We start from the raw sequence: 15,600 nt of genomic DNA, 5'->3' as shown, positions 1-15,600 counted from the left end.
CAAAAGCCTGGACATAGGCGTTATGTTACCCAGGCTATTACGCTGCTGACCAGCGCTTTAGTAGCGAATATCCGCCAGCGCCTGCAGCTGTTCCGGTGTAGCAACCGGTAAATGGAAGAAATCCAGATACGCTGGGATCATCTCAAACAACATGTCGGTACCGCGCTGCACCGGGCAACCGCGTTCCATCGCAGCTTGTAAAAATGGCGTGTATTCCTGCTTCATCACCACTTCACCGATAAAGGTGCCGGGAGCCACCCGCGACATATCAACCGGCAGTGGGTCACCGGGCGACATACCGAGCGGCGTGGCGTTCACCACCAGATCGTGCCCTGCCGGGTCGCAAGACATCACCGTCAGCCGCAACTGCGGATAGTGCGCTTGCAGCCGTGCCGCTAGCGCATCCGCTGTGCTTTCGCGGGCGTCGAACAGCGTTAGCGCGCTGACGCCCGCGGCAGCAAGCGAGGCGGCAATCGCCGACCCCACGCCGCCGCAACCGGTGACCAGCGCACGTGCACCAATAGTACGAAAGCCTTTACGTTGGATCCCGCGGACAAAACCATCGCCGTCAAACATATCACCGGTGAGCGTGCCATCTGCCTCCCGGCGAATCGCATTACACGCCCCGGCAATCTGCGCGGTGGGGCTCATGCGGGTCACCAGTTCGCAGGTGGCGACTTTATGCGGCATAGTCACCAGCGCGCCGGCAATATTGGTCAGGGCGAAGATTGACGGAATCAACGCCGCATAATCTTCCGGCTTCACGCCCATCGGTACCACTTTGACATCGGCGCCCTGGTTTTCAAACCAGGGGTTGTAGATCATCGGTGCTTTGAAACTTTCGGTCGGGTACCCCAAATGAGCAATTAACCGCGTATGCCCACTAATTTGCATGAGTGCTCTCCTGCTCCGGCAGATCCAGCTCAATGCGTTTCACGTCGCCAAGGATGAAAAGATAAGCCACCACGCCCAGCAGCGCCGCACCGCCGATATAGAACAGCGCGTAGAAGAAGTTACCGAACGCGGCAACGATAAAGCCAATCACCAGCGGAGTGAGGATCCCCGCCAGGTTGGCACAGAAGTTGAACAGCCCGCCGGTCAAGCCGCCTAGCCCTTTTGGCGCCATATCGGAAATTAAGGTCCAGCCGAGGCCAACCATTCCCTGCCCAAAGAAGGCAAAGGACATCACCATAATCACCGCCGTATCGCTGGTGAGCCAGTTGGCGCTAATGATGCAGCTTGCCATCAGCAGCCCGGCAATGATGGGTAATTTACGCCCCAGGTTAGCGTTTCCGGTCGCTTTCAGCAGCTTGTCAGACACCCAGCCGCCGAACATCACACCGCCCGCTGCCGCCAGGAACGGCATGATGGCGAAGAAGCCCACTTTGATCCACGGCATATGGCGTTCAGTAGCCAGATAGGTAGGGAACCAGGTGAGGAAGAAGACCAGTACGGTGTTACCCGCGAACTGACCAATACTGGCACCAACAATCTGACGCTTGCGCAACAACTGGCGCACTAACGGCCAGCTAAAGGCTTTGCGCTGCTCGGCCCCGGTCGTCATACCGCCGCCCGCGCTGATGTAATCGCGTTCCTGCTCGCTCAGACGCACATCTTCATGCGGCTCACGGTAATGGCGCCACCAGACTAGCGCGAACAGAATGCCGACCACACCGACGGTGATAAACAGCGTGCGCCAACCAAAACCGTCCATAATCCAGAACAGCAGCGGCGCAAAGCAGGCTAAGCCGAGATATTCCCCGACGGTGTAAACCGCCGTTGCTTTGGCGCGCTCGTGCTGTGGAAACCAGGCGCTGACGACACGGCTATTCACCGGGAAGCACGGTGCTTCGCTGATACCAAGGCCAAAACGGCACAGCAGCAGCGATTTCAGCCCCACGGCAAACCCGTGGAATAGCGTGAACAGTGACCAGAACCCCAGCGCCAGAAAGTAGGTCACCTTGTTGCCAAAGCGGTCGAGGAACATGCCGCCGGGGATCTGTGCCAGCGCGTAGGTCCAGGCAAAGGCAGAGAAGACGATCCCCATCACCGCCGCGCCAATACCCAGTTCCTGGGTGAGTTGCGGAGCGGCAATGCCGAGCACGGTGCGGTCGAGATAGTTAATCATTGTCCCAACGGCCAGCAGCGCGAGAATGCCGATGCGCCGCCGGGTACGGGGAACCGCGTTAACCGCCTCAGCGGTAGCCACGCGATTATGGCCGAGTGAATTCATAGTAGTTACCTGTCGTTGTCGAGTGCAGATGAGTGTTTATTGTTATGGTCTGTCCTGTGACGTTAGCGTACCGGGTGGTTCATTCCCGCGCGCTAACGGTACTGCATAGCCGAAAGCCGAACGGCGGCATTGACCGCGCCATACTGCGTATAGCCGTGGCGTCTTTCGGTTAATTCAAAGAAGAAGCGTCCTTCGCTGAAGGGCCAGGTGTAGCGATGTAAAAACTCACCGCCCGCGGCATCGCGGTCGTAGAGAATTTGTTGGCGCTGCATAAGGGCAACTTGCTCCGGGTCGCCAAAGCGGGCCAGCAGGTCATCATAGTAGTTTGCCGGTACCGGCAAGGAGAGCGAGTCCGCCAGCGGTTGCTTATCCAGTAATCCCGGCAGGTCACGGCAGGCAAACGCGGCGTGCTGGAGCCCCGCGCCCTGGTAGCAGGCAACGGAACGCGCAATCTGGGTAGCTCGGCTTTGCGAGATATTCAGCGCCAGACGAATGTTACCCTGCGGGCTTTGCACCGCCAGGCTGCGCACCAGTCCGTATGGGTCGGGCATGGTCTGTTCATGTTCGAGCGTAAAACCTAATACCGCGCGGCAGAACATCACCCAGTTATCCCGGCTATCGGCTTCCATCCCTAACGCCAGATGGTCAATGCCCAGCAGCACACCGGCGTTTGCCGTTGCGGTGAGGTTGAAATCCTGGCTATAGATGTCCTGATTGCCTTCCACCAGATAGATAAGGCTGCCGTCAGGGGCGCAAACCGCCGGGATGGCGCTCTCATTCGGCCCCACCTCGCCCTGCCAGGTGGCGTAACCATAGGCTTTTGCCCGCGCCACAATCGGCGCGCTTTCGCTGACCCGCAGCGCCATTGCGCACAGCGACACGCCGTGACGCTGATAGAAGTGATCGGCCCAGCTGTGCGGCTGATAGTTGATAATCACCCGCGCCGCGCCGTTGCTCCACAGCGCCACCTGCTTTGAACGGTGCGTACCAGCGAGCGTAAAGCCCATCCCACTAAGCATGGCACTCAGTTTTTTCGCCTCAGCGGGGCTGGCGGCAAATTCAATAAACTCGGTACCCTGATAAGTGGGCAAATTCGCGGTCTGGAACAGACCGGCGTCGGTGTGCCCCAACGCACGGTACGTCTGCTCTTCCAGCCACAGCAGAGAGCGGTAGCCATCTTTTGCCGTTGCACCATTCGGTGAAGCGCGGAAACCGTCGTTAAAGATCTCCAGCGACCAGGGCCCGCGATAGCCTACACGCGTAAGCTCACGCGTAAACTCCACCAGCGGCAGTTCTCCCTGGCCGGGGAAGCAGCGGAAATGGCGGCTCCACTCGAGCACGTCCATTTTCATCAGCGGCGCATCGGCCAGCTGCAGGAAGGTAATTTTATCGACCGGAACTTCATGCAGGCGGCTGAGATCGTCACCGAGCGACAGAATATGGAAGCTATCGAGCACGATACCCAGCGCCGGGCTATCTACCGCCTTCACCCTTTCCCAGGCCTGGTACCACCGGTTGACGTGCGTTCCCCAGGCCAGCGCTTCATAGCCAATGCGGATATTTTCCTGCTCGGCGAGCGTCGCCAACGCACGGAGATCGGCAATCTGGAGGTCAATATCAGCAGAGCAGTCCGCCTGAACGTTACTGCAAAGCAACAGCGTGTCGCAGCCCAGTTCGTGCATCAGCGCAAATTTACGCTTCGCCCGCTCAAGATTGGCGGCAAACTGCGCACGGGTGCCGCCTTCAAAATCGCGAAACGGCTGAAATAAGGTGATTTTAAGCCCCAGATCGTCGGCCATGCTACGGACATCCGCAGGCGTACCGGTATAATAGAGCAAATCATTTTCGAAGATTTCAACGCCCTGATAGCCTGCCGCTGCAATTGCGCTCAGCTTTTCGGGCAGGGTTCCAGAAATAGACACGGTAGCAATAGAACGCAACATAGTTTCACCAGGCTTATGCGGTAACGGTGGGATGAATATGAATCATTTGGTTCGTTATCGCCATATTTGGTTGCTAAATTGTGATCATTGTGTGTATTTTTTGTTCCCTTGGAAAAGTTAACAGGAGTTGTTATGTCCGCCATTGCTCAAGACGAAGCCCAATCGCTGAAGAACCGTATTTTCAACGCGGCCATTGCCGTGTTTGCTGAACATGGGCTGGCGGGAGCCAGAATGGAGCAGATTGCCGGGGAGGCGCAGACCACTAAACGCATGGTGGTTTACTACTTCAAAACCAAAGAGCAGCTGTACCAGGCGGTTCTTCAATATGTCTATACGCGAATTCGAGAAACAGAGCAGCAACTCGGCCTGGAGAATCAACCGCCGGTAGAGGCGCTGGTGCAGTTGGTGAAATGGAGCGTGCGTTATCACGCCGAGCATGCGGACTTTATGCGGATTATCTGTATGGAAAACATGCAGCGCGGGAAATGGCTTCTGGCGTCGGGCGACCTGAAACGACTCAACAAAAGCGCCCTTTCGCTGCTGGAGCACATCCTTCATCGCGGGCAGGCGCAGGGCATTTTTCAGCCTGCGCTTGAAGCCCGCGACGTGCACCGCCTTATCAGCAGCTTCAGCTTTTATCAGGTGTCCAACTTTTATAGCTTTAACAGCCTCTATCTGGATGGCCCGCTTCCGGATATCGATGATGACGCGCTGATTTCCCACCACAGCGAGCTGGCAGTCAAAGCGATTCTGCGCTTTGTCATCGCCTGATCATTATTTTAAGGCGTTATCACTGCCCTGAAAGCGCAGTCACCACCTTTTGCATCGCTTCGCGCGTCAGCTCTGAGCGCTGGATTTTGTTATTCGCCAGCGCCGTACGCACGACGCCTGCAATCACAATATGCTTCGGCTCCTGCCCTAAATCGCGCATTTCCAGCACTACCTTGCCGACCACGCGGCACATCTCCTGATATAAAACGTCGTCTTTCGCCTGATTTCCCATCGTTTACGCTCGCTAATTTCCATTAATAATCAAATTATTATTGATTCTATTAGTGGATAAAGCAAATCAGCAACAGCCACCGTGCGGCTTTCCGCGGTTTGTTGCGCATCATCGCTGTTACATTTTTAGATATAATTCGTTTTTGTTTTGTTAATTGGCGATTTTGATTTTGAAACGGTGTTTTTATTTTCTTTTTGCAACATAACATCGTATAATCTGCGGCGTTTCTTTCTTGAATGGTTTCAGCTCATTGGACTGCATTAATAAACGATTAAAACATCGCCTATTTAACTATGCTGAACCTCTAGCACACTTTCCTCTGCACGCTTTTTTTATGTCACCTATCCTTATGGCGTGGCATAGCAACTTTCGTAATACCAGTTTGACTCCGTGGCCGTGCGCGCATGGAGCGAGAATTCAAATTCCCAATCCTTCTCAATCTCAACTTAAAGACTAAGACTGTCATGAAAAAGACCAAAATTGTTTGTACCATCGGGCCGAAAACTGAATCCGAAGAGATGTTAGGCAAAATGCTTGACGCTGGCATGAACGTCATGCGTCTGAACTTCTCCCACGGCGACTACGCTGAACACGGTCAGCGCATCAAAAACCTGCGCAACGTGCTGAGCAAAACCGGTAAGAAAGCAGCTATCCTGCTGGATACCAAAGGTCCAGAAATCCGTACCATCAAGCTGGAAGGCGGTAACGACGTTTCCCTGAAAGCGGGCCAGACCTTCACTTTCACCACCGACAAATCCGTTGTGGGTAACAGCGAAATCGTTGCTGTGACTTACGAAGGCTTCACTACTGACCTGACTGTGGGCAACACCGTACTGGTAGACGATGGTCTGATCGGTATGGAAGTAACCGCTATCGAAGGTAACAAGGTTATCTGTAAAGTACTGAACAACGGTGACCTGGGCGAAAACAAAGGCGTTAACCTGCCAGGCGTTTCTATCGCTCTGCCAGCACTGGCTGAGAAAGACAAACAGGATCTGATCTTCGGTTGCGAGCAAGGCGTTGACTTCGTTGCTGCGTCCTTTATCCGTAAACGTTCTGACGTTGTTGAAATTCGCGAGCACCTGAAGGCGCACGGCGGCGAAAACATCCAGATCATCTCCAAAATCGAAAACCAGGAAGGCCTGAACAACTTCGACGAAATCCTCGAAGCGTCTGACGGCATCATGGTTGCTCGTGGCGATATGGGCGTTGAGATCCCAGTTGAAGAAGTTATCTTCGCGCAGAAGATGATCATCGAAAAATGTATCCGTGCACGTAAAGTCGTTATCACCGCGACTCAGATGCTGGATTCCATGATCAAAAACCCACGTCCTACCCGCGCAGAAGCAGGCGACGTAGCGAACGCCATCCTCGACGGTACCGATGCAGTCATGCTGTCCGGCGAATCCGCTAAAGGTAAGTACCCTCTGGAAGCGGTAACCATCATGGCTACCATCTGCGAACGTACTGACCGCGTGATGACCAGCCGTCTGGACTTCAACAACGACAGCCGTAAACTGCGCATCACTGAAGCCGTATGCCGTGGCGCCGTTGAAACTGCTGAAAAACTGGACGCACCGCTGATCGTGGTTGCTACCCAGGGCGGTAAATCTGCACGTGCTATCCGTAAATACTTCCCGGATGCCACTATTCTGGCGCTGACCACCAATGAAACCACTGCTCGTCAGCTGGTGCTGAGCAAAGGTGTTATCGCTCAGGTTGTCAAAGAAATCAGCTCTACCGATGATTTCTACCGTATGGGTAAAGAAGTGGCTCTGGAAAGCGGTCTGGCTCAGAAAGGTGACGTTGTTGTCATGGTTTCTGGTGCGCTGGTTCCAAGCGGAACCACCAACACTGCATCCGTGCACGTACTGTAATAATTTACATACTTATTATAGTTTGCTTAAAAAAGCGCCCTCTGGGCGCTTTTTTTATACACTCCGATAACTGAGCTCAATAAAAAATCAAATAGGCTGTCACTATTTAAACTCAGATTATCTAAGATGAATCCGATGGAAGTCCTCTGTTTTCACACACTTTTTCGCCATAAAATCCCAAAGTCGATGGTTCTTTGAGCGAACGATCAAAAATAAGGGAAAAGGGATAAAAAAATATTCTCAATATAAAAAAGTTTGTGTAATACTTGTAACGCTACATGGAGATTAACTCAATCTAGAGGGTATTTATAATGAATCGTACTAAACTGGTACTGGGCGCGGTAATCCTGGGTTCTACTCTGCTGGCAGGTTGCTCCAGCAATGCTAAAATCGATCAGCTGTCTTCTGACGTTCAGACTCTGAACGCTAAAGTTGACCAGCTGAGCAACGACGTGAACGCAATGCGTTCCGACGTTCAGGCTGCTAAAGACGACGCAGCTCGTGCTAACCAGCGTCTGGACAACCAGGCTCACTCTTACCGTAAGTAAGAGTTCTGGTAATAAAAATGGCGCACATTGTGCGCCATTTTTTTTTGTCTGTGATTTGCCCGGCTCTACTGCGTCACCTTCCCGGATGACGTTTCTGCACCTACCGTTTCTCCCCGCGCACTGTTCTGTACCGACAGCACGGGTTCAGCCGCAGAAGCCGTACCTTTCCCCGCAGAGATAATCACCGGATAACCGGCACGACGCGACAGCGTTTTCTTCACCTGGTCTTCGCTTACGCTCGCCTGCTGGACGAATTGCTTAAAGCCAGGGGATAACGTCATCTTCATGGTTTGCGTGTCCTGTGCTTCGCTCTGCGACAGCGGTCGATGCACTTCCAGATAACGAGAGCCATCCGGCTCGACGGCATACTTCACCGGTTCGTTAATCACCCTGACTGGCGTTCCACTGCGAACCTGAGCAAACAGCGCTTTGATATCTGGCGCGTTCATGCGAATACAACCCGAACTGACGCGCAGACCGACGCTGTCCGGGGCGTTAGTGCCATGAATGAGATATTCGCCGTTACCGTACGCCAGGCGCAGCGCAAAGAGCCCCAGCGGGTTACCAGGCCCTGCGGGTACCACCGCGGGCAGCGTGACGCCACGCTCCAGAGATCGTGCGCGAATGCCCGCTGTTGGCGTCCAGGTCGGATTCGGGATTTTCTGCCCAACGCGTGTCGTCATTTCAGGCGTTTCCAGCCCTTGCAGACCTATGCCAATAGGATAGACCTGCACCTGCTGCTCTCCCGGCGGGAAGTAGTAAAGACGCAGTTCAGCCAGGTTCACCACAATCCCTTCACGCGGCACATCCGGCAGCAGCATCTGCGACGGGATAGTCACAACGGTACCGGGTCTTGGCACCGGCGCGATGGTGTTATTGGCTTCGAGGATCAGCATCGCCGCCGTATCAAAGCGTCGGGCGATAGCCTGTAGGTTCTTATCACCGTCCTGAACGGTGTAGGTTTGATTCTGGCCGATTAAACGACTGTTGGCAGGGGGTAACGGGTAGTCAACGGCCCAGGCGCTGGAAATGGCGCTGAGGGCTCCTAAAATGCTGAGTGTTAAGAGGGACGCGCGCTTCATATCTGGATTCCTTATTCATATTCACTGACAACGTGCCAGAAAGCTGAACCACCAGCGTGGCGGGCTTAAGCCCGCCTTTCGTAACAGAATGAAAGCTGTCTATTTGATATTAGCTAAAACTTGCTGCTTGCGTACGAATTGCCCGAATCATCGCCTCCAGCCCCTGGGAGCGCGATGGTGTCAGATGCTGCGCCAGCGCCAGCTGTTCAAACCAGGGGCGAACATCGAATGCCTGAACATCGGCGGGGGTCATCCCATCGTAGAGGATAAACACCACGGCAATCAAGCCTTTAACAATAGCGGCATCGCTATCGCCCTGCAGAGTTATCCTGCCCTGTTCATCACGCCCCATCACTATCCACACCTGGCTTTGGCAGCCCTGGATGATATGCTCCGGGCTGTGCTGTTCAGCGCTTAATGGCGCTAATCGCTGCCCCAGTTCAATGATATAGAGATACTTCTCTTCCCAGTTGGCGCAGCGCGTGAAGTTGCGCAGCAGTTTGTCTTTATCCGGTAAAGCCGCCATCGTTGCTCCCTGTTAACCCAATAAGCGCCTGATACGCTGTAATCCTGCCACCAGCCTGTCGACCTCTTCTACGGTGTTGTACATCGCCAGCGAGGCCCGGCACATGGCGGGTACCTGATAGAATTCCATCAGCGGCATGGCGCAATGGTGTCCGGTACGCACGGCAATGCCGTAGTTATCAAGAAAACTGCCCACGTCATAGGCGTGATGCTTACCCAGATTGAAGGCTATCACCCCACGTCGTTCAGCGGGACCGTAAAGGTGCAGGTCAGGCACGGTCGCCAGCGCGTCCAGCGCATAGCGCATCAGCGTCTGCTCGTATTCATCGATCGCCGTCAGCCCCAGCGTATTCACGTAGTCCAACGCCGCACCAAGGCCAATAATGCCGCCGGTGTTAGGCGTACCCGCTTCAAAACGCCACGGCGCTTTGGTCCAGGTAGTGCCTTCAGTCAGGCTGACGGTGGCGATCATTGAACCGCCTCCTTCCCACGGCGGCATCTCCTGCAGGATCTCCGCTTTGACATACAGCGCGCCAATTCCGGTTGGGCCATACAGTTTATGGCCGGAGAACGCATAGAAATCGCAGTCCAGCGTCTGCACATCAACCGGCAGATGCATCACCGCCTGCGCACCGTCCACCAGCACCTTCGCACCGTGGCGATGGGCCAGGGCGATCAGCGCCGGCAGCGGGTTCTCCGTGCCCAGTACGTTAGAGACCTGGGTGACTGCCAGCAGCCGGGTACGTTCGTCAAATAATGACTCTACAGCATCGAGTTGCAGGGTGCCGTCAGGCGTAAGTGGGATAACCCGCAGCTCCGCCCCACTGCGCGCGCAGAGCATCTGCCAGGGTACGATATTGGCATGATGCTCCATGGCGGTGATCACGATATTGTCACCGGCCTTGACGTTGCTATTTCCCCAGCTATTTGCCACCAGGTTAATCGCTTCGGTGGTGCCGCGAACAAAGACAATCTCTTCAGCGCTGGCGGCATGGAGAAAGTGCGCCACTTTCTGACGAACATCTTCCATGCGCTGTGTAGCTTCGGCGCTGAGCGTGTGGATCCCCCGGTGTACAGCGGCATAGCCGTGGCGATAAAAGGTCGCTTCGGCGTTGATCACCTGCTCTGGTTTTTGCGCGCTGGCGGCCGAGTCGAGATACACCAGCGGCTGACCGTGAACCTCACGTGCCAGCAGCGGAAAATCACCGCGAACCTGTTGTACTGAAAAAGTCATTGTTTACCTCCTGCCAGACGCAGCCCAATACGCGCCAGAACGTGCTGTTTGAGCGCTTCCAGGGCAATGGCATCGGTCAGCCCGGCGGCAAACGCATAGAGGATGATTTTCTTCGCCTCCTCCTGCGCTATCCCGCGTGAGCGTAAGTAAAAGAGCTGCTCATCGTCGATACGACCCACGGTGGCACCGTGGCTGCACTTCACGTCATCGGCGTAGATTTCCAGCTGCGGCTTGGTATCCACTTCCGCCAGCCGGCCAAGTAGCAGGTTGTTGTTGGTCATCTGCCCGTCGGTTTTAATCGCGTGCGGTGCCACGGTAATCACGCCGTTAAACACCGCCCGGCCCTTATCGTTAACGATAGTTTTATGCAGCTGGCGGCTGTTGCAGTAACCCTGATTATGTTCAAGCCAGGTACGGGTATCGCACACTTCGTTGCCCACCGGCATCGACAGACTGTTAACCCGCAGGGTGCTGTTCTCGCCATTCAGCTGTGTGCTGGTGTGGTGACGGGTGACCGCCGCGCCCAGCAGGAAGTTGTGACTGAAGGCCGAGGCATCGCGCCCTAATCGCAGATCGTTGTGGGCGAAGTGATAGCTCAGGGCATTCTCACCGTTCAGTTTAAAATGTTGAAGTTGCGCGTTGTCTGCCACTTCTGCGGTCAACCTCGCACCGGTAAAATGGCGCGCTGCATTCAGGCTAACGTACTGCTCAATCACCGTCGCCTGTGCCCCTTCCGCCAGCCGCAGGTGGTGGCGATAGTGTGCGGTGTTCATCTCATCAGCATCAAGGCCACGGGTAATGTGCAGTAGCAACAGCGGTTTTGCCGGATGCTGATGACGAGCCACCGCAATATGGGTCACGCTGGTTGCCAGCCCTTCGGTCAGATGGAGGAATACTTCACCGTGCACGGCCTCCGGCAGCGACTGACGCTGGTTATCCACCGTCACCTCAAAGCCGCTCGCCGATAAATCGTCGCTCAGTCGAGCATCGAACTGCCCGTCAACAAACACCAGCCGGTAAGCATCCAGCTCCACTGCGTGCGCATCGCGATCAGCGGCGGTCAGCGCCGGCAGCGCCGGAGCGACGAAAGTGCTGGCGAGCAGTTTATCCAGCGAGGTGTACTTCCAGTCTTCATCTTTGCGCGTTGGCAGACCCAGCTTTTCTACCTGCTGGAGGTGCTGCTGCGCCTGAGGCGACACGTTGCCGCCCCGCGACTGGAACAGCGCATGCCACTGCTGCAGCGCGCTACTGTTGTTCGCTAAGCCAGCCATAGCCCTGCTCCTCCAGTTGTTTCACCAGACGGAAGTCGCCGGATTTCACAATGCGCCCCTGATAAAGCACATGCACCACATCCGGCTTGATGTAATCCAGAATACGCTGGTAGTGGGTGACGATGATAAACGCCCGCTTGCCGTCACGCAGCGAGTTCACGCCGTCGGCAACGATTTTGAGGGCATCAATATCCAGCCCGGAGTCCGTTTCATCGAGAATGCAAAGCTCCGGCTCCAGTACCGCCATCTGTAGAATATCGTTGCGCTTTTTCTCGCCGCCGGAGAATCCAACGTTAACCGAGCGGGTCAGGAGATCCGTTGGCATCTTCAGTAGATCGATTTTCTCTTCCATCAGATCCTGGAAGTCAAAACGATCCAGCGGCTCCTGCCCACGATGCGCGCGCACCGAGTTCAGCGCAGTTTGCAGGAAAAACTGGTTGCTGACCCCTGGGATCTCGACCGGATACTGGAAGGCCATAAAGATGCCCTCTCCGGCCCGCTCTTCCGGAGACAACGCCAGCAGGTCGTTGCCCTTAAATGTTACCGAACCGCCGGTAACAGTGTAATCTTCACGCCCCGCCAGCGTTGCGGAGAGCGTACTTTTCCCTGAGCCATTTGGCCCCATAATGGCGTGCACCTCACCTGGACGCACGTTCAGGTTAACGCCGCGCAGGATCGCTTTATCGTCAACCGAGACTTCTAATTCGTTGATGTTCAACATACCGTTTCCCTTAATCCTTAACCGACGCTGTGTTCGAGGCTGATAGCCAGCAGTTTTTGCGCTTCCACGGCGAATTCCAGCGGCAGCTCTGAGAAAACATCCTTACAAAAACCATTCACTATCATCGAGATAGCGTCATCTTCGCTGATGCCGCGCTGCAGGCAGTAAAACAGCTGATCTTCACCAATTCGTGAGGTTGTGGCTTCATGTTCCAGCTGCGCGCTGTTGTTGCGACACTCGACGTACGGGAAGGTATGCGCGCCGCAGTCGGGGCCAATTAGCATTGAGTCGCACTGGGTGTAGTTACGCGCGTTGGTCGCTGTTGGCATGATTTTCACCAGCCCGCGATAGCTGTTCTGACTGTGACCCGCAGAAATCCCCTTCGAAATAATCGTCGATCGGGTGTTTTTGCCGATGTGGATCATCTTAGTGCCGGTGTCAGCCTGCTGATGGCCGCTGGTCAACGCCACTGAGAAGAACTCACCAACCGAGTTATCGCCGCGCAAGATACAGCTCGGGTATTTCCAGGTGATGGCCGAGCCGGTTTCCGACTGCGTCCAGGACATCTTGCTATTTTCCCCTTCGCACAGCGCACGCTTGGTAACGAAATTGAGGATCCCACCGCTGTTGTTGTCACCGGGGAACCAGTTCTGGACGGTGGAGTATTTCACCTCCGCGTCTTTATGGATGATCACCTCAACGACCGCCGCGTGCAGCTGATAGCTGTCGCGCACTGGGGCGGAACAGCCTTCGATATAGCTGACGTAGCTACCTTCATCGGCAATCAGGATGGTGCGTTCAAACTGGCCGGTTTTCTCGGCGTTAATACGAAAATAGGTCGATAGTTCCATCGGGCAGCGCACCCCTTTCGGGATATAGATAAAGGTGCCGTCCGAGGCCACCGCCGCATTTAGCGCGGCGAAGAAGTTATCGTTTTCCGGCACGACGGTGCCCAGGTAGCGCTGGACCAGTTCAGGGTGATCGTGGATCGCTTCACCAAAGGAGCAGAAAATGATCCCCTGCTCGCCCAGTTTTTCGCGATAGGTAGTTGCGACCGAAACGGAGTCAAAAATGGCATCCACCGCCACCTCTTTGCCTTCGCGCACCGGTACGCCGAGCTGGTTAAAGGCCGCTTCAACTTCATCGGTCAAAAAGCTACTGGCCCCGGTTTGCTGCTGCGCGCCCGGTTCAGAAGCACAGGTATCATCGCAGTTACCGCATGACGGCGCAGAGTAATAGCTGTAGTCCTGATAGTTCAGCGAGGCGTAGTGGGCCTTAAGCCAGTGCGGCTCCTGCATCTGGGTCCAGGCGTGATAAGCCTTCAGGCGAAATTCCAGCATCCACTCGGGCTCATTACGGCGGGCTGAAATAGCCCGCACCACCTCTTCGTTGATCCCTTTCGCCAGTTCGTCGGTCTGTAGTTGGGTAAAAAACCCTTCTTTATAGTTCAGCGGGCCGCCGGCCCAGGTCTGGACATCGTCACTTGCATCAGTATTGCGCGTCATTATGTACCGCCTATACCCCGAAGCTTTCGCCGCAGCCACATTCGTTCTGCGCTTTCGGGTTATGATATTTAAACAGCTGGTTCAATCCTTCCCGCACGTAATCCACTTCCGTGCCGTCAATAAACGGCATCGCGCTTAAAGGTACCCACAGCTTCGCGCCGTCGGCTTCAAACAGCAGATCGTCTTTATTCGGTTCACTCACCGCGTCCAGCACATAGCCAAAGCCCGCGCAGCCGGTCTGTTTCACCCCAAGCCGCACGCCCTGAATACCGGGCTGTTGTTTGACCAACTCCCGTATATGCGCCGCCGCGGGCGGAGTGAGCGTCACGCCGCGCCAGGTCACATCGCTGGGATCGAAAGTTCCTGAATGCAAATCCATAGGTCTACCTCATCAGTGGAGCCACAAAGGGATAACGCTATGTTAGTGATAATGATTATCACTTCAACCCGCACCGCGTGGGGGTATTCCCCGTTTTCCCTTTATTCATGCCTTTTTATAAGCATAGACCCTGCGACAAGCGCCGATTGAGATAGATTTATTTTTACAATGTTTTGAAAAATAATGGCCTTATCGATGATGATAGGTGAATTGGCGAGATGTGCTAAAGATGTATAGCCAATGCCTATTTATTTAATCGGTTTTGAGGAGTTCAGTGAATCAAGCACTTAGAAGATAATCAGGGGGTTAGAAAAAGTGCCGTATGGACATATAGGGACATATGCGGCCTTTTTGATGCTCCCAAACTTTCCCCAGCATGCATTCTGCCCCCAATCTGCCCCCTTCTGATTCAGGTGGAAGTTGTTTGTATGCAGTTTCATAGTGCCGTCCGATCGACAACCCCATCACACCGTAGGCACCAGCGGCCACTCAATCTCCGGCGTCGCATCCAGAACCTTCACTTAAAGCCGCCAAGCAATCAGCTTTTGTTTGTCCTCATCACTCATCAGGCCAGTTGACACAAGGGCGATGATTTAGGCTCTTTTTTACGCCATTACGATGGATCCGCCCATGGTGATGGCAATAAAAAACCGCCCGGAGGCGGTTATGTTATTCAGAGCATTGGTAACTCTGTACCCATTTCATTCCCTGGAAAGGAATATCGACTTCCTTATGATCCCCAACAGGGTCTGGCTGCCCATGGAACCCCCACATAGCGCATCGTTTAGCTGCAACAGATAGGACCTGCGGGCTGTTAATGTCAGGTGTGGTTGTATAGTAGTTATAAATGTCACTTTCAAGTGTGACGTAACCATCGGCTTTTGAGCCACCAACCATATGGAACGCAACCGGCTTAACCGATGCGCACCCTGCCAGAGCCAGTACTGGCACAATCCAAATAAGACGCATATTTCCCCCAGAGTTAGTTTAGAAATTCTGGAGCATTCTGGCTTGCAGGACCATGACCCTTATCAAGCCCACGCGCAGACGAGCTTTGTAATGGCAGGCTCTTATCTCAATGCGCCCTTTACCGCGCACCGGACGCTCGGTTGACGTTGTACCTGGCGGAGGTTCTGGCTCTCCGAATGCTTAACGACAAAGTACCTGATGGGGTTCCGGGAGCCTTGACTAGTCCTGATATAGGTTGACAGTTTTCTGTCGATAAAACGCCTGATGAACGTCATCGGGCGTTTTGTACTTCAGGGCCAGATGTGGCCGT

At 54.7% G+C, this 15,600-nt stretch carries 15 protein-coding genes; 3 read left to right on the top strand and 12 right to left on the bottom strand.

Features of this window, described 5'->3' with window-relative positions; genetic code table 11:
- Nucleotides 1–57: 57 nt before the first annotated feature.
- From ACLGE8_RS20495 to ACLGE8_RS20485, 3 genes are all read right to left on the bottom strand, one after another.
- Nucleotides 58–894, bottom strand: coding sequence for a shikimate dehydrogenase family protein (locus tag ACLGE8_RS20495; RefSeq protein ID WP_411000806.1), 837 nt, complete (start codon nucleotides 892–894; stop codon nucleotides 58–60).
- Complete coding sequence (locus tag ACLGE8_RS20490) at nucleotides 884–2,233, bottom strand: MFS transporter (RefSeq protein ID WP_220439727.1); 1,350 nt, start codon at nucleotides 2,231–2,233, stop codon at nucleotides 884–886. Before ACLGE8_RS20490 ends, ACLGE8_RS20495 begins: the two co-directional genes overlap by 11 nt.
- 92 nt (nucleotides 2,234–2,325) lie before the next feature.
- On the bottom strand, nucleotides 2,326–4,176 hold the full coding sequence (locus ACLGE8_RS20485) for a bifunctional sugar phosphate isomerase/epimerase/4-hydroxyphenylpyruvate dioxygenase family protein (RefSeq protein WP_411000804.1): 1,851 nt from the start codon (nucleotides 4,174–4,176) through the stop codon (nucleotides 2,326–2,328).
- Nucleotides 4,177–4,308: 132 nt separating this feature from the next.
- Between ACLGE8_RS20485 and ACLGE8_RS20480 the strand changes: the two genes are divergently transcribed.
- A complete protein-coding gene (locus ACLGE8_RS20480) occupies nucleotides 4,309–4,947 on the top strand; it encodes a TetR family transcriptional regulator (protein WP_411000802.1) in 639 nt (212 codons plus the stop codon).
- A 19-nt stretch (nucleotides 4,948–4,966) separates the two neighbouring features.
- On the opposite strand, the gene fumD is transcribed toward ACLGE8_RS20480, so the two are convergent.
- On the bottom strand, nucleotides 4,967–5,179 hold the full coding sequence (gene fumD / locus ACLGE8_RS20475; RefSeq protein WP_185668663.1) for a fumarate hydratase FumD: 213 nt from the start codon (nucleotides 5,177–5,179) through the stop codon (nucleotides 4,967–4,969).
- 464 nt (nucleotides 5,180–5,643) lie between these two features.
- Here fumD and pykF point away from each other — a divergent pair, with 464 nt between their 5' ends.
- Nucleotides 5,644–7,056: a pyruvate kinase PykF gene (gene pykF, locus ACLGE8_RS20470; protein WP_185668662.1), complete on the top strand. Its 1,413-nt coding sequence runs from the start codon at nucleotides 5,644–5,646 to the stop codon at nucleotides 7,054–7,056.
- A 311-nt stretch (nucleotides 7,057–7,367) separates the two neighbouring features.
- Entirely contained in the window at nucleotides 7,368–7,604 is a 237-nt protein-coding gene (locus tag ACLGE8_RS20465) for a major outer membrane lipoprotein (RefSeq protein WP_002908860.1), read from the top strand.
- 65 nt (nucleotides 7,605–7,669) lie between these two features.
- On the opposite strand, the gene ACLGE8_RS20460 is transcribed toward ACLGE8_RS20465, so the two are convergent.
- From ACLGE8_RS20460 to yecR, 8 genes are all read right to left on the bottom strand, one after another.
- Complete coding sequence (locus tag ACLGE8_RS20460; protein ID WP_411000797.1) at nucleotides 7,670–8,686, bottom strand: L,D-transpeptidase family protein; 1,017 nt, start codon at nucleotides 8,684–8,686, stop codon at nucleotides 7,670–7,672.
- Between the two features lie 109 nt (nucleotides 8,687–8,795).
- On the bottom strand, nucleotides 8,796–9,212 hold the full coding sequence (sufE, locus tag ACLGE8_RS20455; protein ID WP_411000795.1) for a cysteine desulfuration protein SufE: 417 nt from the start codon (nucleotides 9,210–9,212) through the stop codon (nucleotides 8,796–8,798).
- A gap of 12 nt (nucleotides 9,213–9,224) precedes the next feature.
- Nucleotides 9,225–10,445: a cysteine desulfurase SufS gene (gene sufS, locus ACLGE8_RS20450; RefSeq protein ID WP_411000793.1), complete on the bottom strand. Its 1,221-nt coding sequence runs from the start codon at nucleotides 10,443–10,445 to the stop codon at nucleotides 9,225–9,227.
- A complete protein-coding gene (sufD, locus tag ACLGE8_RS20445; protein ID WP_411000791.1) occupies nucleotides 10,442–11,716 on the bottom strand; it encodes a Fe-S cluster assembly protein SufD in 1,275 nt (424 codons plus the stop codon). The genes sufS and sufD overlap by 4 nt, the downstream gene beginning before the upstream one ends.
- Nucleotides 11,691–12,437, bottom strand: a complete 747-nt coding sequence (gene sufC, locus ACLGE8_RS20440; protein WP_411000789.1) for a Fe-S cluster assembly ATPase SufC — start codon at nucleotides 12,435–12,437, stop codon at nucleotides 11,691–11,693. The genes sufD and sufC overlap by 26 nt, the downstream gene beginning before the upstream one ends.
- A 17-nt stretch (nucleotides 12,438–12,454) precedes the next feature.
- A complete protein-coding gene (gene sufB / locus ACLGE8_RS20435) occupies nucleotides 12,455–13,942 on the bottom strand; it encodes a Fe-S cluster assembly protein SufB (RefSeq protein ID WP_411000787.1) in 1,488 nt (495 codons plus the stop codon).
- Between the two features lie 10 nt (nucleotides 13,943–13,952).
- Nucleotides 13,953–14,321, bottom strand: a complete 369-nt coding sequence (gene sufA, locus ACLGE8_RS20430) for a Fe-S cluster assembly scaffold SufA (RefSeq protein ID WP_333494896.1) — start codon at nucleotides 14,319–14,321, stop codon at nucleotides 13,953–13,955.
- Nucleotides 14,322–14,990: 669 nt separating this feature from the next.
- The gene (gene yecR, locus ACLGE8_RS20425; RefSeq protein WP_411000900.1) at nucleotides 14,991–15,218 is read right to left on the bottom strand and encodes a YecR family lipoprotein; all 228 of its coding nucleotides are present in this window, start codon (nucleotides 15,216–15,218) and stop codon (nucleotides 14,991–14,993) included.
- Nucleotides 15,219–15,600 lie beyond the last annotated feature (382 nt).

It is taken from the genome of Kluyvera sp. 142486 (assembly GCF_046569695.1).
GTDB lineage: Bacteria > Pseudomonadota > Gammaproteobacteria > Enterobacterales > Enterobacteriaceae > Kluyvera.
This window is presented reverse-complemented; position numbering and strand designations above follow the sequence as displayed.

Excerpts from the sequence above, each read along its gene's own strand:
- ACLGE8_RS20495 (WP_411000806.1), bottom strand. The coding sequence starts at position 894 with ATGCAAATTAGTGGGCATACGCGGTTAATTGCTCATTTGGGGTACCCG.
- ACLGE8_RS20490 (WP_220439727.1), bottom strand. The coding sequence starts at position 2,233 with ATGAATTCACTCGGCCATAATCGCGTGGCTACCGCTGAGGCGGTTAAC.
- ACLGE8_RS20485 (WP_411000804.1), bottom strand. The coding sequence starts at position 4,176 with ATGTTGCGTTCTATTGCTACCGTGTCTATTTCTGGAACCCTGCCCGAA.
- ACLGE8_RS20480 (WP_411000802.1), top strand. The coding sequence starts at position 4,309 with ATGTCCGCCATTGCTCAAGACGAAGCCCAATCGCTGAAGAACCGTATT.
- fumD (WP_185668663.1), bottom strand. The coding sequence starts at position 5,179 with ATGGGAAATCAGGCGAAAGACGACGTTTTATATCAGGAGATGTGCCGC.
- pykF (WP_185668662.1), top strand. The coding sequence starts at position 5,644 with ATGAAAAAGACCAAAATTGTTTGTACCATCGGGCCGAAAACTGAATCC.
- ACLGE8_RS20465 (WP_002908860.1), top strand. The coding sequence starts at position 7,368 with ATGAATCGTACTAAACTGGTACTGGGCGCGGTAATCCTGGGTTCTACT.
- ACLGE8_RS20460 (WP_411000797.1), bottom strand. The coding sequence starts at position 8,686 with ATGAAGCGCGCGTCCCTCTTAACACTCAGCATTTTAGGAGCCCTCAGC.
- sufE (WP_411000795.1), bottom strand. The coding sequence starts at position 9,212 with ATGGCGGCTTTACCGGATAAAGACAAACTGCTGCGCAACTTCACGCGC.
- sufS (WP_411000793.1), bottom strand. The coding sequence starts at position 10,445 with ATGACTTTTTCAGTACAACAGGTTCGCGGTGATTTTCCGCTGCTGGCA.
- sufD (WP_411000791.1), bottom strand. The coding sequence starts at position 11,716 with ATGGCTGGCTTAGCGAACAACAGTAGCGCGCTGCAGCAGTGGCATGCG.
- sufC (WP_411000789.1), bottom strand. The coding sequence starts at position 12,437 with ATGTTGAACATCAACGAATTAGAAGTCTCGGTTGACGATAAAGCGATC.
- sufB (WP_411000787.1), bottom strand. The coding sequence starts at position 13,942 with ATGACGCGCAATACTGATGCAAGTGACGATGTCCAGACCTGGGCCGGC.
- sufA (WP_333494896.1), bottom strand. The coding sequence starts at position 14,321 with ATGGATTTGCATTCAGGAACTTTCGATCCCAGCGATGTGACCTGGCGC.
- yecR (WP_411000900.1), bottom strand. The coding sequence starts at position 15,218 with ATGGTTGGTGGCTCAAAAGCCGATGGTTACGTCACACTTGAAAGTGAC.